Source organism: Fulvivirga sedimenti, from assembly GCF_020328055.1.
Map to the genome: position 1 here is coordinate 268,360 of NZ_JAIXNE010000005.1, position 25,260 is coordinate 293,619.

The 25,260-nt window shown below is 45.3% G+C and carries 25 protein-coding genes; 10 read left to right on the plus strand and 15 right to left on the minus strand.

Annotated features, from left to right (window positions below; all coding sequences use genetic code 11):
- The first annotated feature begins 35 nt into the window (after positions 1 to 35).
- Positions 36 to 1,439 carry an MATE family efflux transporter gene (locus LDX50_RS24910; protein WP_225698990.1) on the plus strand — a complete coding sequence of 468 codons (1,404 nt, stop codon included), beginning with the start codon at positions 36 to 38 and terminating at the stop codon, positions 1,437 to 1,439.
- Here the strand turns inward: LDX50_RS24910 and LDX50_RS24915 are convergent.
- From LDX50_RS24915 to LDX50_RS24935, 5 genes are read right to left on the minus strand one after another with little or no spacing between them, the layout of a single operon-like run.
- Positions 1,436 to 2,059, minus strand: coding sequence for a uridine kinase family protein (locus tag LDX50_RS24915; protein WP_255647395.1), 624 nt, complete (start codon positions 2,057 to 2,059; stop codon positions 1,436 to 1,438). The two genes, LDX50_RS24910 and LDX50_RS24915, sit on opposite strands and share 4 nt — an antisense overlap.
- A 3-nt stretch (positions 2,060 to 2,062) precedes the next feature.
- Positions 2,063 to 2,659: an RdgB/HAM1 family non-canonical purine NTP pyrophosphatase gene (gene rdgB, locus LDX50_RS24920; RefSeq protein ID WP_225698991.1), complete on the minus strand. Its 597-nt coding sequence runs from the start codon at positions 2,657 to 2,659 to the stop codon at positions 2,063 to 2,065.
- Between the two features lie 9 nt (positions 2,660 to 2,668).
- Positions 2,669 to 3,541, minus strand: coding sequence for an FKBP-type peptidyl-prolyl cis-trans isomerase (locus LDX50_RS24925; protein WP_225698992.1), 873 nt, complete (start codon positions 3,539 to 3,541; stop codon positions 2,669 to 2,671).
- Between the two features lie 8 nt (positions 3,542 to 3,549).
- Positions 3,550 to 4,485, minus strand: a complete 936-nt coding sequence (locus LDX50_RS24930) for an FKBP-type peptidyl-prolyl cis-trans isomerase (RefSeq protein ID WP_225698993.1) — start codon at positions 4,483 to 4,485, stop codon at positions 3,550 to 3,552.
- On the minus strand, positions 4,485 to 5,516 hold the full coding sequence (locus tag LDX50_RS24935) for a DHH family phosphoesterase (RefSeq protein WP_225698994.1): 1,032 nt from the start codon (positions 5,514 to 5,516) through the stop codon (positions 4,485 to 4,487). The genes LDX50_RS24930 and LDX50_RS24935 overlap by 1 nt, the downstream gene beginning before the upstream one ends.
- Positions 5,517 to 5,696: 180 nt before the next feature.
- On the opposite strand from LDX50_RS24935, the gene LDX50_RS24940 reads away from it, so the two are divergent.
- Positions 5,697 to 6,116: a nucleoside-diphosphate kinase gene (locus tag LDX50_RS24940; RefSeq protein ID WP_225698995.1), complete on the plus strand. Its 420-nt coding sequence runs from the start codon at positions 5,697 to 5,699 to the stop codon at positions 6,114 to 6,116.
- Positions 6,117 to 6,144: 28 nt separating this feature from the next.
- Here the strand turns inward: LDX50_RS24940 and LDX50_RS24945 are convergent, their stop codons facing one another.
- Genes LDX50_RS24945 through LDX50_RS24955 form a run of 3 tightly spaced genes read right to left on the minus strand, consistent with a single transcriptional unit; the run spans position 6,145 to position 9,388 of the window.
- Entirely contained in the window at positions 6,145 to 7,149 is a 1,005-nt protein-coding gene (locus tag LDX50_RS24945) for a coiled-coil domain-containing protein (RefSeq protein WP_225698996.1), read from the minus strand.
- 3 nt (positions 7,150 to 7,152) lie between these two features.
- Positions 7,153 to 8,595, minus strand: a complete 1,443-nt coding sequence (locus LDX50_RS24950; RefSeq protein ID WP_225698997.1) for an aldehyde dehydrogenase — start codon at positions 8,593 to 8,595, stop codon at positions 7,153 to 7,155.
- Between the two features lies 1 nt (position 8,596).
- Positions 8,597 to 9,388 carry an SDR family oxidoreductase gene (locus LDX50_RS24955; RefSeq protein ID WP_225698998.1) on the minus strand — a complete coding sequence of 264 codons (792 nt, stop codon included), beginning with the start codon at positions 9,386 to 9,388 and terminating at the stop codon, positions 8,597 to 8,599.
- A gap of 44 nt (positions 9,389 to 9,432) precedes the next feature.
- On the opposite strand from LDX50_RS24955, the gene LDX50_RS24960 reads away from it, so the two are divergent.
- From LDX50_RS24960 to LDX50_RS24970, 3 genes are read left to right on the plus strand one after another with little or no spacing between them, the layout of a single operon-like run.
- Positions 9,433 to 9,960 (plus strand): 3-hydroxyanthranilate 3,4-dioxygenase, encoded by a 528-nt coding sequence (locus tag LDX50_RS24960; protein WP_225698999.1) that lies wholly within the window; start codon positions 9,433 to 9,435, stop codon positions 9,958 to 9,960.
- Positions 9,961 to 9,999: 39 nt separating this feature from the next.
- Positions 10,000 to 11,325: a kynureninase gene (gene kynU / locus LDX50_RS24965; protein ID WP_225699000.1), complete on the plus strand. Its 1,326-nt coding sequence runs from the start codon at positions 10,000 to 10,002 to the stop codon at positions 11,323 to 11,325.
- Positions 11,306 to 12,643: an FAD-dependent oxidoreductase gene (locus LDX50_RS24970; RefSeq protein WP_225699001.1), complete on the plus strand. Its 1,338-nt coding sequence runs from the start codon at positions 11,306 to 11,308 to the stop codon at positions 12,641 to 12,643. Before kynU ends, LDX50_RS24970 begins: the two co-directional genes overlap by 20 nt.
- Here the strand turns inward: LDX50_RS24970 and LDX50_RS24975 are convergent.
- The gene (locus tag LDX50_RS24975; protein ID WP_225699002.1) at positions 12,630 to 14,096 is read right to left on the minus strand and encodes an MltF family protein; all 1,467 of its coding nucleotides are present in this window, start codon (positions 14,094 to 14,096) and stop codon (positions 12,630 to 12,632) included. The genes LDX50_RS24970 and LDX50_RS24975 overlap by 14 nt on opposite strands.
- A 90-nt stretch (positions 14,097 to 14,186) precedes the next feature.
- Here LDX50_RS24975 and LDX50_RS24980 point away from each other — a divergent pair, with 90 nt between their 5' ends.
- Entirely contained in the window at positions 14,187 to 14,492 is a 306-nt protein-coding gene (locus LDX50_RS24980; protein WP_225699003.1) for a DUF4286 family protein, read from the plus strand.
- A gap of 2 nt (positions 14,493 to 14,494) precedes the next feature.
- Here the strand turns inward: LDX50_RS24980 and LDX50_RS24985 are convergent, their stop codons facing one another.
- Together LDX50_RS24985 and LDX50_RS24990 are read right to left on the minus strand one after the other, a co-directional pair.
- Positions 14,495 to 14,971, minus strand: coding sequence for a GNAT family N-acetyltransferase (locus tag LDX50_RS24985; RefSeq protein WP_225699004.1), 477 nt, complete (start codon positions 14,969 to 14,971; stop codon positions 14,495 to 14,497).
- Complete coding sequence (locus LDX50_RS24990) at positions 14,971 to 17,121, minus strand: prolyl oligopeptidase family serine peptidase (protein ID WP_225699005.1); 2,151 nt, start codon at positions 17,119 to 17,121, stop codon at positions 14,971 to 14,973. Before LDX50_RS24990 ends, LDX50_RS24985 begins: the two co-directional genes overlap by 1 nt.
- A gap of 95 nt (positions 17,122 to 17,216) precedes the next feature.
- Here LDX50_RS24990 and LDX50_RS24995 point away from each other — a divergent pair, with 95 nt between their 5' ends.
- On the plus strand, positions 17,217 to 17,942 hold the full coding sequence (locus LDX50_RS24995; RefSeq protein WP_225699006.1) for a TspO/MBR family protein: 726 nt from the start codon (positions 17,217 to 17,219) through the stop codon (positions 17,940 to 17,942).
- Here LDX50_RS24995 and serS read toward each other — a convergent pair.
- A complete protein-coding gene (serS, locus tag LDX50_RS25000) occupies positions 17,932 to 19,212 on the minus strand; it encodes a serine--tRNA ligase (RefSeq protein ID WP_225699007.1) in 1,281 nt (426 codons plus the stop codon). The genes LDX50_RS24995 and serS overlap by 11 nt on opposite strands.
- Before the next feature lie 300 nt (positions 19,213 to 19,512).
- Between serS and rho the strand changes: the two genes are divergently transcribed.
- Both rho and sdaAA read left to right on the plus strand, forming a co-directional pair.
- Entirely contained in the window at positions 19,513 to 21,147 is a 1,635-nt protein-coding gene (rho, locus tag LDX50_RS25005; RefSeq protein ID WP_225699008.1) for a transcription termination factor Rho, read from the plus strand.
- A gap of 95 nt (positions 21,148 to 21,242) precedes the next feature.
- Complete coding sequence (gene sdaAA, locus LDX50_RS25010; RefSeq protein WP_225699009.1) at positions 21,243 to 22,154, plus strand: L-serine ammonia-lyase, iron-sulfur-dependent, subunit alpha; 912 nt, start codon at positions 21,243 to 21,245, stop codon at positions 22,152 to 22,154.
- On the opposite strand, the gene LDX50_RS25015 is transcribed toward sdaAA, so the two are convergent.
- Genes LDX50_RS25015 through upp form a run of 3 tightly spaced genes read right to left on the minus strand, consistent with a single transcriptional unit; the run spans position 22,105 to position 24,199 of the window.
- Positions 22,105 to 22,590 (minus strand): hypothetical protein, encoded by a 486-nt coding sequence (locus LDX50_RS25015; RefSeq protein WP_225699010.1) that lies wholly within the window; start codon positions 22,588 to 22,590, stop codon positions 22,105 to 22,107. The two genes, sdaAA and LDX50_RS25015, sit on opposite strands and share 50 nt — an antisense overlap.
- Positions 22,591 to 22,597: 7 nt before the next feature.
- Positions 22,598 to 23,548: a calcium/sodium antiporter gene (locus tag LDX50_RS25020; protein ID WP_225699011.1), complete on the minus strand. Its 951-nt coding sequence runs from the start codon at positions 23,546 to 23,548 to the stop codon at positions 22,598 to 22,600.
- Between the two features lie 3 nt (positions 23,549 to 23,551).
- Positions 23,552 to 24,199 (minus strand): uracil phosphoribosyltransferase, encoded by a 648-nt coding sequence (gene upp / locus LDX50_RS25025; protein WP_225699012.1) that lies wholly within the window; start codon positions 24,197 to 24,199, stop codon positions 23,552 to 23,554.
- A gap of 78 nt (positions 24,200 to 24,277) precedes the next feature.
- On the opposite strand from upp, the gene LDX50_RS25030 reads away from it, so the two are divergent.
- Positions 24,278 to 25,213: a M20/M25/M40 family metallo-hydrolase gene (locus LDX50_RS25030; protein ID WP_225699013.1), complete on the plus strand. Its 936-nt coding sequence runs from the start codon at positions 24,278 to 24,280 to the stop codon at positions 25,211 to 25,213.
- Positions 25,214 to 25,260 lie beyond the last annotated feature (47 nt).

Below are 25,260 nucleotides of genomic sequence, written 5' to 3' on the forward strand. Positions count from 1 at the left end.
GATGAATGTCTCTTTTTTCAATCAGCCGAATCAGTATGTCTTCTTCAAAACCCCGCCTCAGAATATTTCAATCCCTGTTAGCCGCGCTACAAGGTAAAGAACTGGATTTTACACAAGGCAGTATCAACCGGGCCATCTTCATGCTCTCCATCCCTATGATCCTGGAGATGATGATGGAATCGCTGTTTGCTGTTGTCGATATATATTTCGTGGGAAAAATCAGTGTAAATGCCATTGCTACCGTGGCGCTCACGGAATCTGTGATCATGATCATATATTCCATTGCTATGGGACTCAGCATGGCAGCGACCGCCCTTGTTGCCAGAAGAGTGGGTGAAAAGGATATTGAAGGGGCAGGTCGTTCAGCAGAGCAGGCCATCCTTCTCGCCATCCTTGTATCTCTGGTATTCAGCCTTATCGGTATAATATTTCCCAAAGAAATTCTCTCTGCCATGGGCGGCGAACCCGAATTAGTCGCTGAAGGATACCGTTACACGATGATCATGTTTGGCGGTAATATGACCATTATGCTCATATTTCTGATTAATGCCATTTTCAGGGGTGCCGGTGATGCCGCCATCGCCATGCGCGTACTAATTTTCTCGAATGTCATAAATATGGTCCTGGACCCGGTCCTGATATTTGGTCTGGGTCCGTTTCCCGAATTAGGACTGGAAGGTGCTGCGATTGCTACGACGACCGGTCGGGGATTGGGCGTGCTTTATCAGATTTATATTCTCACCGGCTCAAAGAGCAAGGTTAGTATTAAATTCAGGGAGATCAAGTTCATCAGGACAATCATCAGAAGCCTGGTCAAAATTTCCATTGGTGGGATCGGCCAATTCATGATTGGAACTGTATCCTGGATATTAATGGTGCGTATCAGCGCCATTTTCGGCCCGGATGTGTTGGCCGGATATGCCATCGCATTTCGCATTATCGTTTTTACGATACTTCCATCATGGGGACTGAGCAATGCCGCTGCAACACTGGTGGGTCAGAATCTTGGGGCAGGGTTGCCCGACCGGGCTGAAACATCGGTATGGCGTTGCGCGCACTTTAACATGGTATTCCTGGCTGTGGTTTCCATTATTTTCTTCTGGAATGCAGAATATTTCGTAAGCCTATTCTCCAGTGAAGCAGAAGTTCTGAAATATGGGGCAATGGGATTACGATATATCTGTACCGGATATATTTTCTTTGCTTACGGCATGGTGATTGGCCAGGCATTCAACGGAGCGGGAGATACAAAAACACCCACGATCATGAACATCATCTGTTACTGGGTTCTTGAGCTGCCCCTGGCTTACGTGCTGGGAGTAGAATTCGGTATGGGTCCGGCCGGAATCTATCTTGCTATTGCGATTTCGGTGGCTTTACTTGCCATCATGAGTATCCTGGTTTTCAGGAGGGGGAAATGGAAAACATTTGAGGTTTAAATACGCTGCTGGGAAAGCTTCGTTTCAATAAAACCCCGCAATACTGTGAGCGCATTTTTATAATGAAGGTTGTTTGGAATAATCAGGTCAGCTTCGTGTCGGGTAGGGCGGAGATATCGCTCATATGCCGGCATGACGTGTTTTTCAAACCTGTACAGCACATCATCCAGATCATATCCACGCTCTTCCTTATCACGGATAATACGCCGTTTCAGTGCCACATGACTTTCTGTTTCCACAAATAATTTCAAATCAAGCAACTCCTTGATTTCTTCGAAATAGAGTACAAAAAGCCCCTCGATCACAACAATCGGAGCCGGCTGAAATGTGAGCATTTTTGGCACCACCAGCGGATTATTAAAGGTATATTCCTCCTTTTCCACAACCAGGCCCTGTTTAATCCGGAGAACATCATTGTGAAAAGACTTTCGGTCAATCGATTCCGGGCGGTCGAAGTTGATCACCCCGGATTCATCCTTTTCCTGAAGATCTCTGGAGATATAATAATTGTCCTGGCTTATCAGGCAGATATCATCTTCAAATGTGGCCATCAATTCCGACAAAAAAGTTGTTTTGCCCGATGCGCTACCGCCAGTTATACCAATCAGATAAGGTTTCATAATTCAGGAAGAAATTAAGCTATTTTCCTGACTTTTTAAATAGTCAACCAGTTTTCTAACAGCGCGCCCCCGATGGCTGATCGCATTTTTTTCATCGGACGTCATTTCGGCAAATGTAACATCGTGCCCTTCAGGCATGAATACGGGGTCATATCCAAAACCCGATAAACCGCTGAGTGAATGTGTAATACAACCTTCAACCGTCCCTTCAAACTGACGAACAACATCCGGTGTGATAAAGGTTATTATGGTGCGGAATCGCGCAGCCCTGTTTTCAGTATCTCCAAGCGCCTGAAGAAGCTTCTGAATATTGGACGGGCTGTCGGCGTCCGGGCCGGCGTATCTGGCTGAATATACACCCGGGCGGCCATTCAGTGCATTAACTTCCAGTCCGGTATCGTCTGATATGCAGGGAATACCAAATTTATTGAAAACATATTCGGCTTTTTGAAGGGAATTTCCTTCAAGGGTGTCCCGCTCCTCCGGAAGTTCATCCATGCACCCGATTTCTTTCAACGTCAATAAACGAAAAGAAGGAGGCAACAATGATGCTACCTCCTCCACTTTATGTTTGTTATTTGTTGCAAAACAAATATCCATACCTACATTTTATTGTACACCGATCAAGTCGACATCAAAAATCAGGTTTGCATTTTGGGGTATATCCGGCGGCGCGCCTGTGGGCCCAAACCCAAGCGATGACGGTATGTACATAATAATTTCACCGCCAGCTTTGATCTGCGGTAAACCTATATGCCATCCGGTAATCAGGTCACCCAACAGAAAACCTACGTTTTCCCGTCCGTCAAATACTGCTCCATTGCTTAACAAGCGACCTTCATAATTTACGATAATCACACTGAAAAGATTAGGATGGTTCCCCGTTCCTGCATTTACGACGTTATAACGTAATCCAGAAGGATGTTTGATCGCTCCCAGATTATTGTCTTCCAGGTATGTGTCGATCGTGGCAATATCTGCTCTCAGCTGCTGTGCATGTACTTCATGAAGCTGAAAATTGTAGATCAGTGTCGCATTTGCCGGAATATTACCGCCATTTCCAACCGTTCCGTACGCATACGGTGATGGTACAAAGAACTGTATGGAACCACCTTCCTGAACGAAATGTAATCCATACCGAACCCCGAGGATCAACTCGTTATATGGAATCTTCGCGTTAGTAACAACTTCCACAGTTTCTTCCGTATCCAGGAGACTCACTGTGTAGGATGCGGTAATGGAATCTGCAGCCCAGGGCTGAATACCCGTTCCGGGATTTATCACACGATAACGCAATGCACTGTTAGGATCTGTTTCTGTTGCCAATCCCTTGTTTGCAATATATGCGTCAATTTTCTCATTTTCGAATTTAAACTGGTCCTGAACCGATAGCGTGCCATCGTCGTCATTGCAGGATGACATGAACAAGGTCAGCGTCATCAGTAAACCAGTTACAACCCGAACACCTTTTTTAAACATCATAGTTTCTCTTATTTTACCTCAACTAATTCCAGATCAAAAACCAGGATTGAATTAGGCCCGATAACTTCACTGCGCTGCTGGGGGCCATATGCAAGTGTCGACGGAATAAAAAACCGTGCTTTATCACCTTCCTGAAGCTCTGTAATGCCTTCATCCCATCCTCTGATTACCATACCCTGACCCAGGACAAACTCATATGGTTGGTAGGGACGTCCCTCCTGGTAAAGATTTTTTTCCCGGGCAAGGTCCTCATAGCTTGTGTCAAAGAATTGACCATCCAGTTTATAACCGGCATAAGCCACGCGTACGGTATCCCCCGTATTGGCTTCCTTACCACTTCCCTCTTCCAGCATTTCGATGAAAATTCCCGATTCAGTCGGTGTTGCTTCTATTCCATTTTCAGATAAGTATGCCGAAATTATTTCCTGATCGATAGCGAGTTGTTCCTCCGCCTGCTTTTCCATTTTCACCCGCTGCTTATCCATTGCCTCCTGGTACCATGCCATCAGCTCATCCTGCTTGAGGATTCGCTCTAGTCCGATATTGAACTGAATGACCTTTGCCGGATCGATCCCCGGAGGAACCTGCTGATTCCATGTTTTTGTAAAGAGGTCCTCTGCTGAAATGTCAAATGTCACACTGTCACCTTCATTCATTTCGGCAAATATTACCTGCACCATCTGATCCCCGGCCATCCACATTGAATCTTCCTGCTGAATTACCTGAGGCATATTCTCAGCAGTATCATACCACAGTGAATCGGTATCCTTCTCCTTGTACATCATATTCAGCACGAGATAATCGCCTTTTTCAGATGTCTTCTCAGAACCTTCGGTGATCACTTTATATGCGATCCCATTTCTGGAAGTTATCTCACTCTTGTTACATGCGGCCATTATCATTACGATAGCCAGCATACCTAATATTGATTTTATTGATTTCATTAGTCTGCGTATTCTACGATAGTTGTTGTTAACTCTTTTTTATAATCCTTCAGTAAAGCTTCAAATTTCGATACGGTCTTTTCAAGACTCTCGTCCGACTTACCTCCCGCTGCATTTTTATGTCCACCACCTTCGAAATGCTTCCGTGCAAATGTATTTACACTGAAGTCCCCGATCGATCTGAAAGACATTTTAATCGCTTCTGTTCGGTCTATGATCACGGCTGCAAAAATGATCCCTTCAATCGACAGCGCATAATTCACCAGACCTTCGGTGTCGCCTGTCCTGGAATGATATTTCTTCAGATCATCTGCACTGATAACAAAATATGCAGTTCTTAATTCAGGGATTACAGTAAGTCGTTCACTTAAAGCAAACCCGATGAACTTTATACGGTCTACAGAGTTCGAATCATATATTAATTTGCTGACACGTGCGGTATCCGCACCAAGTCCGACAAGTTCCCCGCATACCCTGAAAACATTTTTCGTAGTATTCGGATGATGAAAACTTCCTGTATCGGTCATGATCCCTGCATAGAGTGATTCAGCGATCGACTTGTCGATCAATGATTCATCGCCAAGATCATATATGAGCTCATAGATCAACTCTGCCGTAGCCGCCGCTTCAGTGGTCCATTTCACGAAATCCGCAAAATCTTCCGGCTCCAGGTGATGATCTATCAAGACCTTCTTTGCCTTTGACTCACGTACCTCCGCTCCCAGTTCATTAATCCTGTCAAGTGAAGAAAAGTCAAGACAAAATATAAGGGTTGCATCTGCGACCAATGCCGCACAATGATCTTGTTGATTCTCATTGTAAATAATCACCTCATCATTACCGGCCATCCATCGAAGGAAATCCGGATAATCGGTTGGCGTAATTACATGAACCTGGTGACCTTTCTTTTTAAGATAGGATGCCAATGCAAGTGATGAACCCAATGCATCCGCATCCGGCTTGTGATGCGTTGTTATCACTACCCTCTGAGGTTTTGATAGGAACGCTTTGAATGCCTCTATATTTTGCATTTGTCTGTGAATACCCCTCTGCCTGTCTGTTGGGCTTCCATTTTGATCAAGCGGCAAATTTCAGAATAAATCCCGTATCATCAAAATAAAGTAGGGGCCGATGATTATAACGAAAAATAAAATGTATTTGTGCTTCATATGTTCTAATTTTGCCGCTCGAATCTAAAAACAAGATATAAAATGGCTGGAAAACGCACATTCACCATGATTAAGCCCGATGCTGTAGAAGCGGGAAATTCCGGAGCAATCATCAAAATGATTGAAGAAGCCGGTTTTAAGATCGTGGCAATGAAAAAAACAAAGATGACCCCAGGGGTAGCGGGAAAATTCTATGCGGTGCATAGTGAGCGACCTTTCTATGATGACCTGAAAAATTATATGTCATCCGGTCCGATTATTCCCATGATCCTTGAAAAGTCAAACGCTGTTGAAGATTTTCGCAAATTGATCGGAGCAACAAATCCTAAAGAAGCAGCAGAAGGAACTATCCGCAGACTATTTGCTGCATCTATCGAAGCAAATGCCATCCATGGAAGCGATTCTGATGAGAACGCCGAGATTGAGAGCAGTTTCTTTTTCTCTGAGCTGGAAAGATTCTAATACACAGACCCCTCTTCGGAGGGGTTTTTTATTTTATTGACGCGAGTTTGGTCTTATAGGCCTCTACCAGTAATTCCTGTTTCTTTATTGACAGCAACATATCCCTTTGATCATTCAGGTTTTGTGATATCAGCTGCTCATTTTCCTGGATTTCCTTTTGATAATCCACCAGTTGATCATACATCTTGTTACGGTCTTTATCCAGCTGCTTTCCTTCCTTTTCAGCAGTTTTCAAAGCTTTCTTAGCATCCTTTTCTTCTTCGGAGGTTCGTGCATTCAAGAGGATGTCCTTCCGTTCAGAAATTCGTTCAACCGAATTTCTTCGTTCAATCTTATTGGTTTCCAGCTTCCGGTTGTTATCCTCAATTTTAAGATTATTATCAGTGATCTTCTTGTGCATCTTCTCATTATCCTTGATCAACGACTCCAGGTCATTATTCAGATCCCGTAATACTTTTTCCTCCCTGTCGATCTCATCCTGAACCTTTGAACGATAAATCTCAAGCCCTTCATTACGCAAATAAGATTCAAGCGCGGTAAATAGCTGAGGTTCGTCATTGGAAGAGAGCGCTACGGAATCCCGCTCGAGTGCCATCCAGAGATTCACCAGATCCGGAGTTTCTTCAATTTGTACCTCTACATCAAATGGATCTGCCGCCACACTTTCAATTACCACCTGATCGATCGTAAGCCGATTTCCGTCAGTGCGCAGCTTGCCATCTCCACTTTTCTTAAGGGATCTCGACCAATATTTCCTAACCTGATCGAGGCCCACCTCCGGAATGATCAGCTTCCTTGCCTCGTGCCGGTCGAAACGGGTGGATATATAATCCTGCTGAACCTCAACCGCGCCAACTGCCAGAACCGGTTGCTCCATCGCATCAAGCTGATCCTGAATTTGCGCCCGATCATAGATCACGGGTTGCTCACTAAGGATCGGCACGATCTTCGGACCGTCTACACTATCACTCTTTTGAGCATACAGCGTAAAACTCAGCAGAGTTATTATCGGAAGCAGCATGAGCTTTTTCATAATTCAAAGTTTTATACAAATATTCTTAGGTTCAGTAAAGAAGTCCAGCGCGTCCCAGCCGCCTTCCCGCCCTACACCCGACTGTTTAGTGCCACCAAAAGGTGTACGCAGATCCCTTAGTAACCAGCAATTTACCCAAACGATTCCTGAATGCAACGCATGCGCCACGCGATGGGCCCTTTTGAGATTCTCGGTCCACAAAGTCGCACTCAGTCCATAAGCTGTCTCATTGGCCATTGCAACTGCCGACTCTTCACTTTTGAAGGAAGTAATCGTTACCACAGGGCCAAAAATTTCCTCCTGATTGGTTCTGCAGTGCATATCAAGGCCGGTAATGATCGTCGGCTCATGAAAATATCCTGCGGCACACCGGCCAGGCAGCTTAACTCGGTCTCCTCCTGAAGCGATCTTTCCGCCTTCCTCTTTGGCAAGTTTAACATAACCCATTACTTTTTCGAGGTGAGCCTCAGAAACGAGGGCACCCATATGGGATGTCTCTTCGGTGGGGTCTCCAACTCTCAGCTTATTGGCTTTCTCAACAAACTGATCAACAAAATTATCATAAATCGACTCCTCAACCATGATACGGGAACCACAAAGACATATTTCCCCCTGGTTGGCAAAAGATGATTCTACAGACTTGCTCACAGCTTCTTCCAGATTACAATCTGCAAAAACGATGTTCGGATTTTTTCCGCCGAGCTCCAGTGAAAGTTTTTTGAACATCGGTGCAGCAACACCTGAAATATGTCGTCCGGTAACGGTTCCCCCGGTAAATGAAATCACCGGTACCTTCGGATGGGCCACCAAGGCCTGACCGGCACGCTTACCTGTTCCATGTACAACATTAAGAACTCCCGCAGGTAATCCTGCTTCTTCGCACAATTTGCAAAAAAGGTAGGCTGTCATGGGCGTAAGCTCCGAAGGTTTGGCTACAACACAATTGCCTGCCGCCAAGGCCGGAGCGATTTTCCAGGTAAATAAATAAAGCGGCAGATTCCAGGGCGAAATACATCCGGCAACACCGTGCGGTGACCTGACCGTGTAATTTACCATTTCTCCCGCGGTTACATGGGCCTCAGAGGCGTAATGACGTATGGCAGTCGCGTAAAAACGCATATTTGCTGACGCTCTGGGGATATCTACCTTCATCGCCAGCTTCACAGTCTTACCATTGTCTTTCGACTCAGCTTGGGCCAGCATTTCGAGATCCCTGTCAATGAGGTCCGCAATCCGAAGCATGAACTCACTTCTTCTTTCCGGGGTCATCCCTGCCCAGGACGGAAAGGCTGCCTGAGCTGCATTTACTGCTTCGTTGATATCACCTGTATTGCTATCGGGAAGCCGACTGTAGACCTGCCCGGTCGCGGGTTCAACATTGTCGATCCAGTCTCCGCTGTCTGATGCCTTCCACTGGCCATTGATATAATTTAGAATATCTGCCATATCAAAGGCATGTTAACCTGCCGCCATCTACAGGTAGATTAATTCCATTGATATATCCAGCCTCCCTGCTGGCAAGAAATGCTACTGCAGCAGCAATTTCCCTTGCATCTGCAAAGCGCCGTGCAGGTATTTCTTCTATCATCTCCTCACGAACTATCGAAGACGACAGTCTTAGCTTATTCGCTTTGTTTTCGATGATGCTCTGAAGCCGCTCTGTGGAAGTTGCGCCTGGAAGAACATTATTAACCGTGATTCCAAACGGACCAAGCTCGCCGGCCAGGGTCTTAGCCCAGCTCGCTACAGCACCCCGTATTGTGTTTGAAACGCCCAGTCCGGGAATCGGACTTTTCACCGATGTACTGATAATGTTTATTATTCTCCCAAACTCTTCGCGGATCATGGCAGGAACAATTGCCTCCGTCAATAATTGCGAAGCTATCAAATGACGTTCAAATGCAATTCTGAAATCATCAGGCTGCGCACCCCGTACGGTTCCCGCAGGTGGTCCGCCTGAATTATTCACCAGAATGGTTGCTGTACTCAGGCGATTATGCTCCTTCTTTAGCACTTCACTCAGGGCAGCCGTATCATTAAAGTCAACCGCTATGAAATCATGATTCTGATCTTCGCTGTTGGGCAGTTTCCGGACAATCTGTTCCATCTTTCCCGCGTCCCGTGCCATGAGGGTTATGGTAGCGCCCTGTGCCGCAAACAATTCGGCAATTGCCAATCCAATTCCCTGCGTACTGCCGCAAACAACCGCATGTTTTTCTTTCAGTGACAAGTCAAGCATAACTGTGTTGAATTTTAGTTAAATTTAACAGAAAAATAGAGCATATGGCAATCAGAAGACCATTTAACCTGAGAAAGTGGATTGAAGACAACCGGGACATCCTCAAACCGCCCGTGGGCAATAAAAACCTGTATACCGAGGCAGATGATTATATTGTTATGATCGTTGGCGGGCCGAATGCCCGAAAGGATTATCACTACAATGAAACCGAAGAGCTCTTCTACCAGCTTGAGGGAGATATCACTGTTAAAATACAGGAAGACGGAAAGGCTGTGGAAATTCCGATCCGTGAAGGCGAAATGTATCTTCACCCCGCAAAGGTTCCTCACTCGCCGATCCGTCCTGCCGGAAGTGTCGGATTGGTAATTGAATGCATACGTGACAAGGATCAGAAAGACGGACTCATGTGGTTCTGCGACAATTGCAATAACAAATTGCATGAGACCTATTTCCCGCTTACCAATATTGAAAAGGACTTTCTTCCACGGTTCCGTGAATTTTATGGCAGCGAAGAACTGCGCACATGCAGCAAATGCGGCCATGTAATGGAGACCGATCCCCGATTTGTGTAATGAGCCTTTTACTTTTATCCCCCGCCCAAAGCTTTTATCATGACTGAAGTTTTTGAAAATTCGGCATCCTTTGCTTCTGATCTTGATAGTAAGGATGAATTACAATCCTTTCGGCGGGAGTTCAGCATTCCCCAGAAAAATGGTAAGTCTGTGCTTTACTTCACGGGTAATTCACTTGGATTACAACCTGTGAGGGCGAGAAAATTAGTCGAAGAAGAGCTGGCTAAATGGGCTCAGTACGGTGTTGATGGCCATTTTGAAGGCGGCCGTCCATGGTTTACCTATCACGAACACGCAAAAAAGGGTCTTTCGGTCCTTGTGGGAGCGCGGGAATCGGAGGTGGTTGCCATGAATAATCTTACCTCAAATCTTCACTTGATGATGGTTTCATTTTTCAGACCAACGAAGAGCAGGTTCAAAATTATCATGGAAGCCGGAGCTTTTCCGTCAGATCAATATGCCGTAGAAAGCCAGTTGAAATTCCATGGACTCGATCCGGAACAGGCACTGATCGAAATTTCGCCCCGTGAAGGAGAATTTACACTCCGAAATAAAGATATCCTGCAGGTAATAGAAGAGCATGGAAATGAGACTGCACTGGTCCTTATGAGCGGCATCCAGTATTATACAGGTCAGAAATTCAATATAAAGGCAATTACAGAAATGGCCCATCAAAAAGGGGCAGTTGCCGGATTTGATCTGGCGCACGCCATTGGCAACATTAAAATGAACCTGCACGATGACCAGGTAGATTTTGCTGTTTGGTGCAGCTATAAATATCTGAACTCAGGCCCGGGTGGCGTCAGCGGAGTATTTGTTCATGAGAGACACGGTGATAATCCCGGCCTGCCGAGATTTGCTGGCTGGTGGGGTCATGATCAGGATAGCCGGTTTCTAATGCAAAAAGGATTTAAGCCGATGCCCGGCGCTGATGGGTGGCAGTTAAGTAATGTAAACATTCTTGGTACAGCAGCACATCTGGCAGCATTGAACATCGTCCTTGACGCCGGATGGCAAAAGTTGCTTGACAAAAGCAGAAATTTAACGGCATACCTGCAATACCTTCTTGCTGACCTGGGAAAAACTTTTAATGATTTCAAGGTAATCACCCCGGAAAAGCCGGATGAAAGGGGCTGCCAGCTGTCATTGTTCTTTTATCGGAATGGCCGCGAGGTATTTGATTTCCTAACCGAAAACGGCGTTGTTGCAGATTGGAGAGAACATCCGCTTAATGAAACATCCGAACGTGCAGGCGTAATCCGAATAGCACCGGTACCCTTGTATAATACATACCAGGATGTATTCCAATTTTCAAGACTTTTAAAACTGGCACTGGAAAAAGAACATGAAAGAATCACGGAATAAATCTATTGCGATTGCCGGTGCCGGATTGGTAGGCTCTGTAGTTGCGTGCTACCTTGCACAGCGGGGCTACCAGGTTGATATTTTCGAACGCCGCGCGGATCCAAGACTTGTGGGTAGTGAACACGGAAGATCCATCAACCTTGCACTCAGTAACCGGGGGTGGCTGCCGCTAAAAGAAATCGGACTGGAATCTGAAGTGAAGAAGCTCATTATACCAATGAACGGGCGTATGATGCATGACACTTCCGGTGAGCTGACCTTTCAACCCTACGGCAAAGAAGGACAGGCGATAAATTCAATTTCACGGGGCGGGCTCAATATGCTTCTGCTCAATGCAGCCGAAAAAGCGGGGTGCTCAACACATTTTAATTGCCAGGTGGAACACGTGAATTTTGAGACAGCGGAGCTGAAATTCAGGAATGGCAGAACCTTTTCTGCGGACATTATCATCGGCGCCGATGGAGCGTTTTCAGCCATTAGGTCTCAAATGCAGCGAACGGATCGATTTAATTATTCACAATATTTTATCGACTACGGATATAAGGAAATGACCATGCCGGCCAGCATTACAGGTGATCATCTGATGGAAAAGAATGCCCTTCACATATGGCCAAGAGGCAACTTTATGCTGATTGCTCTGCCCAATCTGGATGGTAGTTATACCTGTACACTTTTTCTGCCTTTCGAAGGGAAGAATTCATTTGAAAACCTTGATACTGATGAGAAAATTAAAGAATTCTTTGCCACCACATTTCCGGATGTGATCCCTTTGATACCTGAAATCCTTGAGGATTTTCATGACAATCCGACATCCTCACTTGTAACGATCCGATGCTTCCCCTGGAGGAATGGGAACGTCCTGATCATTGGCGATGCCTCACATGGAATCGTTCCTTTTTATGGCCAGGGCATGAATAGCGGCTTTGAAGATTGCCGTGTACTCAATAAACTTTTAGATGAGCATGATGACAACTGGGATGAAGTGATGGAGATCTTTCAGGATCTTCGCAAACCCGATGCCGATGCCATCGCTGACCTGGCCCTTAGAAATTTTGTGGAAATGCGGGATCTTGTGGCCGATGATGATTTCCTGCTGCGCAAGAAGATAGAAGCCCGGTTACACGATGCTTTCCCGGATGAATGGGTTCCCCTCTATACCATGGTTACATTCCGAGAGGATATTCGCTATTCAGAAGCGCTTGAAAGAGGCCATCACCAGGCCCGGATTATGGACAAGGTTATGGCAAACCCGAACATTCATGAAGATTGGGAAAAACTTGATCTGAAGGCGATTGTGGATCAACTCAAACCGCAATAAATTGCTTATACTGCTCGTAACGGTTTAATATTTCACGCACGTAGTTTACAGGCTCATCCCCGCGGCAGTATCCCGATTTGACTACTTCATCCTGGTAAATTTCGGGGTCTGACTTGCGCTCTAGGAAATATTCCACATTGCCTTCCCATTTCAATGGATCCCTGCCGTATTTCTGTGCGAGATCGCGCGCATCCACCACATGGCCCAAACCGACATTGTATGAAGCAAGTACAAATTTTATCCGCTCTTCCGGATCGGTAATGGTCTTCGACCATAGTTCATCGAGGTGAAGCAAATAACCCATGCCTGCACGTATATTCTGTTTTGGATCTGTTAAATCAGTTGCTCCAAATCGGGATCCCGTTTCAGGCACAACCTGCATTAAACCTACAGCTCCGGCCCATGAAACAATGTCTGTATCGAATTTCGACTCCTGATAAATCTGCGAAGCCAGCAAAAGCCAATCCCAACGCAGGGTATCAGCGGCTTCGCGAATGAGATCATCGAATGGCGAAATTTTTTCACCGCCCATCGAGGAATAATCACTCCGTGCCAGCATGTTGGCCTTTCGCCTGTACTTAAAATACCGGTTATAAATCACATTAGCTGTCGGCTCCTTCTTTACCGAGTCGATCCAGTTATTCAGGGTTGAAAGCAACTCTGTTGAATTGGGCCGTACCGCCCAGGCAATATTCTGAGGAAAACTGATGGGCGTTTTTACATCAATGTTCGGATAATAGGAGGCATTTACCAGCGCAACGGTTTCATCGGCTACTGTCATCGGTATCTCCCCCTCAGAAACCATATGAATCAATTGTTCCGTTTCAGCACTATCAACGTCAATTACAAGAATATCAGAGCCGATCTCGTCTGACAGGTTTTCGAGCCGCCTTGAATAACTTGAGCTTTTCCGCACGAATACCTCCTTGCCGGCCAAATCAACGACTTCCCGAATCAGTCCTTTATCTATATCATCGCGTTTCATACTCCGCCAGTTATCCGGCATACGTTGTACAAGCACCTGGCGTGTGGAATAATAGCTGTGGGTAAAGGCTGCACGTTTTTTTCTTTCTTTGGTGATGGTAAGGGCATACGCAAGGATATCCCCCTTACCACTATCCAGCAGATTAAATGCTTCATCAATACTCTTTGTGACTACAATCTCCAACTCTACGCCTATTGACTTAGCGAAGAGATCCAGCAAATCATGCTCAAACCCCATGGGGCGACCCTTATAAATGAAGAATCCTGTGGAGCTGTTTTCAACAATTGCGCGAAGCGTACCCCTTTCTTTTATGGCATCAAGATCCAGATCAACCCTTGCTAACGTAACCGGACCGTTGGTATCCATCCGGTTTTCCGTGCTTTCGCTGCCCGATCTCCGGCATGCTCCGAACAGCATGATCAGGATGAAGGCGTATGTAAGTAATCTGACTTTCTTTTGTGTCGTCATAGTTATTCAGTCTGAGGAATTTACATTATTTTTTGTTTCCGTAAAAACAAAAATGATGCGATTCCCGGCGAGTATGTCTAAATTTATCCCATGATTCTATATAATGTAACCATAGGGGTAGATCAGGATATCGAGAATGAATGGCTTAAGTGGATGAAAGAAAAGCATATTCCCGATGTAATGAATACCGGATTTTTTAACGAATTCCGCATATTTAAGGTATTAAACCAGGATCAGGAAGAAACTGTTTCCTACTCAGTACAATATTTTTCAGATTCGATTCACAAGGTAGTTGCCTACCTCAATGAACACGCCCCGAGACTGTCGGAGGAACACAGGATAAAGTTTAATAACCGCCATGTAGCATTTAGAACTTTGCTGGAACAGGTCGATTAAGATCAGCCATTGATTTTTTTGATCATTTGTTCACGGCTGATGGAACAGTTGATCCATTCACCGTCAAGCGAGGCACCATACACCTCACGGTAAAATTGAATGGCCGGCTCATTCCAATCAAGAACCTGCCAGACCATTCCCGAACATTGTGTTGCTATTCCCTGGCGAATCACCTGATCAAAGAGCGCCTTTCCAATTCCTTTTCCCCGGTGACTTTCGGTGACGATGATATCCTCAAGATACATTCGCTTGCCCTTCCAGGTTGAATACCGATAGTAATATAATGCCAGCCCCACAATACCATCCTGTACATCCTCTGCCACGTAAAACCCAAACAACGGTTCCGGACCGAAACCATCCTGTTCCATTGCCTCAACTGTGTTGGTTACCTCATCCGGGGCACGTTCAAAATCTGCAAGTTCCTGTATTAGTTCGAGAGCTCTGGGAAGATCAGATTTAATTCCTTCGCGAATCTTCATTACATATCTTCTTTCAGCTTCTCAGGCACAATTCCCATATTATACCAGGCAAAGGAATACTTATCTGCCTCCTGCTCGATTGTTTTGGAAATTGGTGTCCCTGCGCCATGACCTGCATCCGTTTCAATGCGAATCAGTACCGGCGTTTGTCCGCCATGTTTCTCCTGAAGATTTGCCGCAAACTTGAAACTGTGGGCGGGAACAACCCTATCATCATGATCTGCGGTAGTAACCAGTGTAGCCGGATAGTCCACTCCTTCTTTTATGTTATGAACAGGTGAATAGCCAAGAAGGTACTGGAACATCTCGGGGGAATCCTCTGAGGTTCCGTAATCATATGCCCAACCTGCTCCTGCTGTGAATTTATGGTAACGAAGCATATCCATAACACCTACAGCAGGAAATGCAACCCGCGCAAGATCAGGACGCTGAGTCATCGTAGCGCCCACCAGAAGACCTCCATTTGAACCTCCGGCAATGGCAAGATGCTCAGGGTCTGTATACTTATTCTCAATCAAATATTCACCCGCTGCGATGAAATCATCAAAGACGTTCTGTTTTTGCATCTTGGTACCGGCAATATGCCACTCCTCACCATATTCTCCTCCACCACGAAGATTTGGCTGAGCATAAATCCCGCCATTCTCAAGCCAAACGATCCTTGAGGTACTGAAAGATGGTCTCAGGCTTACGTTAAACCCTCCGTACGCATAGAGGTATGTAGGGTTTTTACCATCAAGTTCCAGCCCTTTCTTATGGACTATGAACATGGGAACCCGTGTTCCATCCTTGCTCGTGTAGAAAACCTGTTTGGTTTCATAATCTGACGGCTGAAAATCAATTTGAGGCTGCTCATACAAGCTGGATTCCCCGGTGGCAATATCATAGGAGTAAATTGAGCTGGGATACGTGAAAGAGGTAAAAGTGAAGTAAAGGATTTTATCCTCCTCCCTTCCTCCGAATCCTCCTGCTGTTCCAATGTCGGGCAATTCAACTTTTCTGATCAGATTGCCATTCATGTCAAACTGGGAAACCTCAGATTTTGCATCCACAAGGTAAGTTGCGAAGATATTACCGCCCGCTGTGCTGGCCGTCATAACGTGCTCTGTTTCAGGAATCACATCTTTCCAGTTTTCAGGACCGGGCGCTGCTGCATTCACTTCAACGATACGGTTATTAGGGGCATTCATGTTGGTGAAAATTAACAATCGGTCACCTTCATTGGCCAATACACCCAATTCGCTGTCAAAATTCGAGCTTATCGGAATTATTTTACTTCCCGGAACGGAAAGATCTTTCAGGTATAATTCATTACCGGATGTGCTGTTCGCTGCAGAGATGATCAGGAACCGTTCATCTTCTGTGAGATAGGCACCTACATAGCGACGCGGGAATGCCTCTCCGCCAAAAATGAGCTCGTCCTCCGACTGAGGAGTTCCCAGTTTATGGAAATACAGCTTATGGATTTGTGTCTTCCCTGAAAGTACCGAACCATCTTTCGGTTTATCATAACTGCTATAGTAAAAACCCTCATTGCCCTTCCAGGATATTCCGCTGAATTTTATGTCATAAAGGGTATCTCCAACCATTTCGCGGTTCGATGTATTGATGATAATCCCCTTTCTCCAATCAGATCCGCCCTCCGATATCAGGTATCCGAAAAGCGACCCGTCTTTCGAGAAACTCGATCCTGCCAGGGAAATGGTTCCGTCTTCACTGAATTTATTGGGATCAATAAATATCTCCGGGGTGCCGTCCAGAGTTTTTTTACGAAACAGAACGTTTTGGTTCTGAAGTCCGTCATTTTTATAGAAATAGAAATAATCTCCACGCTGAAACGGCTCGTAGACACGCTCGTAATTAAATAATTGTTCCAGACGATCGCGAACCTTGTCGCGGAACGGTATTGATTCCAGGTAGGAGAATGTCACCTTGTTCTGTGCATCCACCCAGCCCGCTGTCTCATCAGAACGGTCATCTTCCAGCCAGCGGTATGGATCAGGGACTTCGGTTCCGAAATAGGTATCTACTGTATCCACCTTTTTTGATGCAGGATAGTCAAAGGTCATTTCCTCCTCAGAGTTGCTCTCCTGCGCACATGAAAAAAGTACTCCGCAGGAAATTATAAATAAGATGATATGTTTATTCATAAGTTTTAAAATTTAACTTAAGATAAAGATTGATTGTTAGGAAGACGAATAGTAAATGACGAAAGGCATCATAAATCCATGAACAGATTTTGATTATGAAATACCTGAATATCATCGGGCTGGGAGGAGTTCTGTATATTAACTACCTGGCCAATGCACAACCCATCAACGGCTTAACCACGGGTGAAATTTCAAATTTGTATCCCAGTCTTTTCACACCTGCCGGCATAACATTTTCGATATGGGGCCTTATATATCTCTTACTGCTGAGTTTTGCAATTTATTCGTTGGTGAGGCATTATCAGAATGAAACCACGATAAACCCGCTTTTCCTTCTCACCTGTGTTTGTAACATTTCATGGATTTTTGCCTGGCACTATTTGCAGACCGGATTATCAGTTCTTATAATGATTGTATTCCTGATTTGTTTGATTGCCATTTTCAGGAAATTGCCGCGTCCCAACAGGTCGTCATCTGAATTTTGGCTTGTAGTTGTACCCTTCAGCGTTTACCTTGGATGGATATGTATTGCTACTGTAGCGAATATAAGTGCATATCTGATTGATCTTGGATTCAATCCCAGCTATGCACCTTACATCACCTCTGTCATGATTGGCATTCTTCTGGTCGTTGTCTTTATGATTCAGCAGGTAGAGCGAAACTGGGCCTACAGCCTGACCGTATTATGGGCACTTGGAGGCATCATACTCGCCCGGAACAACGATCCGGAACCCAACGCGCTGATCATCACAACAGCAGCCGCAGCCATGATTTTAGTCTCTGTGCTAACAGTCAGGGCACAATCTGCATCTATTGCCTGATCAGGTCGAAGCCTGTGTAGATTCTGAGGGCCTTTGGAATACGGATACCCTCAGGTGTCTGATTATTTTCAATGAGGGCCGCCATGATTCTCGGAAGAGCAAGCGCAGATCCGTTGAGGGTATGAAGCAACTGGGGTTTTTCATCCTGACCGGGCCTGAATCGCAACTTAAGCCGGTTTGCCTGGAATGTTTCGAAATTACTCACAGAGCTCACTTCCAGCCACTTTTCCTGGGCAGCAGAATATACTTCCATATCAAATGTTTGAGCAGAAGTAAACCCAAGGTCTCCGGCACACAGGTTTAATTTTCTGTAGGGAAGTTCGAGTTTTTCAAGTAGTCCTTCAACATAGGCACACATCTCCTTTAACACCTTGTAAGAATTATCGGGATGTTCGATACGAACGATTTCAACCTTGTCGAACTGATGTAATCGGTTTAAGCCGCGTACATGCGATCCCCATGAACCAGCTTCACGCCTGAAACACGGTGTGTAACCCACATGACGCACCGGTAAATCCTTTTCTTCAAGGATTACATCCCTGTATAAATTGGTGATCGGTACTTCAGCTGTAGGGATTAGGTAAAAGTTCTCCTCCGGGATGTGATACATCTGCCCGTCCTTGTCGGGCAACTGGCCGGTTCCGTATCCACTGGCCTCATTTATTACGATGGGCGGTTGCACTTCAATGTAACCCGCTGCCTGAGCTTCATCGAGGAAAAAATTGATCAGCGCCCGCTGCAGACGGGCTCCCTGGCCTTTATAAACAGGAAAGCCGGCACCGGTTATTTTAATCCCCAGGTCAAAATCAATGATATCATAATCCTTGATCAGTTCCCAATGCGGCTTGGCATTTTCCGGCAGTTGGGGAAATTCCCCTTTTTGTATAACCACTTCATTGTTCTCTGCACTCCTTCCTTCCGGAACTTCGGAATACGGAATATTCGGAACCTGGTAAAGAAGGGTTTCTAGCTTTTGGTTCGTGACTTCCTGCTGCTCCTTTAAGCGGCGGCTTACTTCTTTCAGTCGTGTAGTTTCCTGCTTAACGTTTTCGGCTTCATCCTTTTTACCTTCTTTCATCAGCAATCCGATCTGCCTGGATATTGAATTCAGGTCATGCAGGACCTCATCCAGCCTTGCCTGGTTCGCCTTCCTCTCCTGGTCCAGATCGAGAATCAATTCAATGGTATTGCGGGCTTTTTCAAAATGGCGCTTTTCAAGGCCCTTCACTACGGTTTCCTTATTATTGCTGATAAATGAGAGCTGTAACATTGATTTCTTGTTTACACCGCAAAATAAGGCAATTCCGATCTAAATAGGACTCCTTTTGGGGCTTAGATGATTATTTATTGGTAAATATTTGACTATTGAGGGTCGTTGGTCTATTATTGCATATCCTAATGGGATTTTTCAGGGTAACCGTGATCATCTCCGATACAGGTTCCAAGTCAAATAATCATTTTAACATTCAACAAGAAAAGTGTCCGTGAGGACCAAATCACATCCCGTGATATCCGCACATTATCATATAACTTTTGAAAATCTAAAATTCGCTTACCAAGATTACATTAAATGTACACAATTGAAGAATTGAACGTGCGTCTTCTTTCTGAATTGAAAGAGATCGCAGAGGAGCTCGGATTAAAAAACTTTAAGAAACTCTCCAAAAAAGACCTGATCTACCAAATCCTTGATCAGCAAGCCGTCCTCCCGGAAGATAAGCTTCCCAAGAAAAAATCATCATCTGAACAGCAACCACAAGCTGAGAAAGAAAATAAGGGTGATAAAAGCCGGTCATCAGAGCCGCAGAAAAAATCAGATCATAAATCTAAGGGTCCCAGAAAAAGGGAAAATGTAAAGCCGCAGGCTGAAAATTCAGAAAAACCTTCTTCGGGCAATTCTGAACAGGATGTGCTGGAATCATTCAACCTCAAGGTTGACGGCCCCAAATCACAGCCGGCTGAAAAGCCCAGGGAAGAAAAGCCTCAGCAAAAACATAGCCCTCGCAAACCGGATAATGCTCCCTCGCATCCCAAAGAGAAGAAGGAACACGATTCTGATCAGAAAAAGAAAGACGCCTCCATCAAGGATTTCGATGGGGTAATCGTAAACGAAGGGGTTCTTGAAATGATGCAGGACGGATATGGTTTCCTGCGTTCTTCAGATTATAATTACCTCGCCAGCCCGGATGATATATATGTTTCTCCGTCGCAGATCAAATTATTCGGACTGAAGACCGGGGATACGGTTCGCGGCCAGATTCGTCCGCCCAAGGAAGGAGAAAAATATTTTGCGCTATTACGGGTTGAAACCGTGAATGGCAAGACCACCGACGAAGTTCGTGACCGGGTTTCTTTCGAATACCTCACACCGTTGTTCCCTGAGGAGAAAATCAGACTCAGTGGAAAACCGGATAATTACTCTACAAGAATTCTGGACCTGTTCTCACCTATTGGTAAGGGCCAGCGCGGAATGATCGTGGCACAGCCAAAAACTGGTAAAACTGTACTGCTTAAAAACGTCGCGAATGCGATCGCCGAAAATCACCCCGAGTGTTACCTGATCATTCTGTTGATCGATGAACGTCCGGAGGAAGTTACCGATATGGCACGCAGTGTAAAGGCTGAAGTGATCTCGTCTACATTTGATGAGCAGGCCGAGCGTCACGTGAAAGTATCAAGCATGGTGCTGGAAAAAGCCAAACGAATGGTAGAATGCGGACATGATGTAGTCATTCTGCTGGATTCAATCACACGACTGGCAAGAGCATATAACATGGTGGTACCTTCATCAGGAAAAATTCTTTCCGGTGGTGTGGATGCCAATGCACTACACAAGCCCAAGCGTTTCTTTGGTGCCGCCCGGAATGTTGAAAACGGTGGCTCTCTTACCATTATCGCTACCGCGCTGATTGAAACCGGATCCAAGATGGACGAAGTGATTTTCGAAGAATTTAAAGGTACGGGTAATATGGAATTACAACTCGACAGAAAATTATCCAACAAGCGAATTTACCCTGCGATTGATGTGCCTGCTTCAGGTACCAGACGTGAAGATCTGCTGCTTTCAGATGAGGAACTTCAGCGCGTATGGATATTAAGAAAATTCATGTCTGACATGAATTCTATAGAGGCCATGGAATTCCTTCTTTCAAAAATGAAGGGAACCCGAAACAATGAGGAGTTTCTGATTTCCATGAACGGATAAATTCCTGACATAAATTAAAAAAAGCCATCTGCCAAAAACAGATGGCTTTTTTGTTTTATAATGTCCCTATCTTTGCCAAAACAAACGATTGCATTATGGGATTCAAACTCACAGATTTTGCCGGCTGGAAGGCTTATTGCCTGGAGAACGACCTGCCACTGTATCGCCCGATACTGGAATATGAGCTGGAGCAAAAAGGCAATACGGAGGAAGTGGTGTGGGAACGGCTTTCCTATGCATTCAATGTAATGAAAGAAGCCGTTGAAACAGGACTGAGTAAGGAGATGGAATCCCGCTCTGGCATGATCAAAAGCGGAGCAAGAAAAGTATATGGGTGTGAAATCACTGTTCTTTCCCCTGAATTTCAAAGACTCGTTTCACGTGCACTCGCAGCAAAAGAAGTAAATTCCTGCATGGGAAGAGTAGTGGCTGCACCAACAGCCGGCGCTTCAGGGATATTGCCCGGAGTCCTGTATACCCTCCAGGAAATTCATGATCTGGAAGAACGAAAGATACTGGAAGGCCTCCTCATCGGTGCAGGTATCGCTCTCATCATTGAACAAAGAGCATCACTGGCAGGTGCAGTAGGCGGATGCCAGGCCGAAACAGGAAGCGCAGCCGCAATGGCCTCCGGCGCGGTCGTCTATTGCCTTGGAGGATCTATAGACCAGGTATTCAATGCTGTGGCCATCACCATTCAATGTACCCTCGGATTAATTTGCGATCCGGTTGCCGGTCTCGTAGAGGTTCCCTGTGTGGTAAGAAACGCAAGCGCGGCGGCTATCGCTAATAGCTCGGCGCAAATAGCACTTGCCGATGTAGACAGCGTAATTCCCGTTGATGAATGTGTCGATGCAATGGGAGAAGTGGGACAAAGCATGGAGGACCGTTACAAGGAGACAGCTTTGGGCGGACTGGCGGCAACACCTACAGGCCAGGCTATTTCCAAAAAAGTTCTTATTCAGCAGATAGAGATACTGCCGGACGAAGATCAGCCGGACGAATAAATTCCGGAATGATTTCCTGACCGAAAGTATAGATAAGTGTGGTGAAAAAGAGCGACCAAAACACGGCGCTGATAAACATCGAGAAAAAAACCTTTCCTCGGGGTGCTCCCATACTTGCCATCAACAATGTTCCACCTATGGGAGTAAATATAAGCGGTGTTAAAAAGGCAACGCCCCTTAAACCATATTTATTCCAGACCATTACAAAACGGCGATTACGCTTTGTGAACTTTTTCCGCCGTGTAAACAACCTGTCGAGTACATGTTTCTTAAGTGTAGTTCCCAGGTAGGTAAAAAGAAAGACACTACTCATCATCCCGGTAACCGTGATGGCAATTGTTACCAGGAAATGAAATCCAGCCGCATACCCCCCAAGCGGGCCAGCGATAAATTTCAGCATTGTAAGCAGGTATATGGAAATTATTTTCCAGGTCACAGATCAATTAAGTTATTACGCTATAAGTATAGTATACGTAGAGTAACAACAAAATTCCTCCGGAAATTCGGCCAATGACCCTTTTATACAGCATCATGGGCAAAATGATAATCGTGACAAGAATCATTGCCATCAAATCATAACGAATGATTTCAGCGCCAACCGCAATTGGTGTAATGATGCTTGTAATACCCAGGATAGACAGAATGTTAAAAATGTTCGACCCCATCAGGTTTCCAACAGCCAGATCCGTTTCTCCCTTAACCGCCGCCACAATGGCCGTTACTAATTCCGGAAGACTGGTACCCAGTGCGAGGACTGTAATTCCGATCACGCGTTCACTAACCCCCAGCAGCATGGCCAGATCCCTTGCACCGCCCACAAACCAGTCTGAGCCGTAATAAAGTCCCACGCACCCAATGAGTATAAAGCTCACATCGCGAAATACATTTCCGGAACCTTTGGGAATATCGAAGTTCGCATCCTCCAGAATCTGGGCCTTCGTTTCCCGACGCGATTTCATAATGATAAACAGTGTGTAGCTGATCAGTATGGTCAGGAATAAAATCCCGGTCCAAACATTCAGAAGAGGATTCCATTTCAGAATAAAATACAGTAACAGGCTGCTCCCGATAGCTACAGGCCAGTCAATTTTAATACTATTCGCATTTACATTGATCGGCCCTATCAGGGCAGTAAGACCCAGCACAAGTGCCAGGTTACAGATATTGGAACCAACTACATTACCCATGGTCATATCAGGACTACCTGCCAGGGCTGCTTTTACACTGATCAGTAATTCCGGTGCCGAGGTACCAAACGCGACAATGGTCAATCCCACTACAAGCGGGGAAATCTTTGCTTTCAACGCAATGCTGGATGATCCGCGCACGAGTAATTCACCTCCTAAAATAAGGATTATCAAACCTGCGATCAATATGGCTACTTGTGAAAACATACTCTATATCTTGGCCCCGTACGAAAGGTCACCGGCATCTCCCAATCCCGGCACAATGTATGCCGAAGCATTGAGTTTCTCATCGAGAGATCCTGTCCAAATCTCATACGGTAATTTATTTTTTTCGCGAATATAATTTACACCTTCCGGCGCCGCAACTGCTGATACATAGTATATCCTGGCAGGCTTCCCGCTTTCGCTGATCAGCTGTGCAGCATCGATCATTGAATGGCCAGTAGCCAACATAGGATCAACAAGTATGACAGTCTTACCAGCTGTCTCCGGCAGCGCTTTGTAATTCATCTCAATGGCCGGTGCTGAATCGCCCGATTCCATTCGATACGCACCGATAAACCCGATGGTGGCGTCATCAAAAATCTCCTGAAAACCTTCAAGAAAAGCACTTCCAGCGCGCAATATAGTGATTAGAACGAGGTCCTCAGAAAGAACCTTCATCAATTTACTTCCAAGTGGGGTCTCCACCTCCACACTTCGGTATGACATTTTTTCTGACATCTTCAATGCCATGGCCATACCCAACCTTTTCATATTATTTCTGAAACGCCCTCTGTGCTTTTGAATATCTTTGTGACGCATTTCAAAGAGAAATTGGTTGGCTGCAGAACTGGTTTCAGTTAAAATTGTAAGCATGAAAAAAAATGCCGTTTCCCGTTGAAATGTAAAATTACGGTGGTAAAGATATAAAAATTAGTATTTGATAAAACAGGGATGACCATATATAAGTATAAAGACACCGGTTTACTCAGGAAGTTGTGCTCAATTCATGCTCCTTCCGGGGAGGAATCAGCAATGAAGGATTTTCTGCTGGCATACATTTCTGAAAATCAGCACCGCTGGAAAACCAGGCCGGAAATCATTGAGGGCGAAGATCTGCATGATTGTATAATGCTGCGTTTCGGGTCACCGCGAACGGCCGTTTTTGCACACATGGACAGCATTGGTTTTACCGTTCGTTATCATGATCAGCTTGTAGCTATCGGCGGACCTGATACCGATGGACCCCACTTACTTGTAGGAGAAGATCCTCTCGGACCAGTAGAATGTTGCCTGCGCACCACTCCTGAAGGACATCTTTTTTATGATTTCCCCAGGGCAATTGAAACAGGAACCTCACTTGTCTATAAGTGCAATTTCAGGGTAACTAAAGATTATATTACGAGCTGCTATCTGGATAACCGCCTCGGTGTCTACAATGCTCTTAAACTTGCCGAAACCCTGGAAGATGGCCTGATCATTTTCAGTACCTACGAAGAACACGGAGGAGGATCTGTCCCTTTTCTAGCTAAAATCATGGTTGAAAAATATAATGTTCGACAGGCCTTGATTTCTGATATAACCTGGATTACTGACGGGGTTGTTCCCGGCAAAGGAGTTGTGATTTCTCTACGTGACAGAAATATTCCGCGTAAAACCTACCTGCAAAAGATTCTCAGTGCAGCTGTTGGCTCAGGTTTACCCCATCAACTGGAAGTGGAAGGCGCCGGATCGTCGGATGGTCGTGAACTGCAGCAATCGCCTTATGCAATCGACTGGTGTTTTATCGGGGCGGCAGAACAAAATGTTCATTCCCCTGATGAAAAAGTCCATCGCGCTGATATCGATTCCATGATTGACATGTATAAGTATCTGATGAAACATCTTTAACCAAGACATCGAAGATAATTTCTATATTTGTGTCCTTGTAAGTGGCT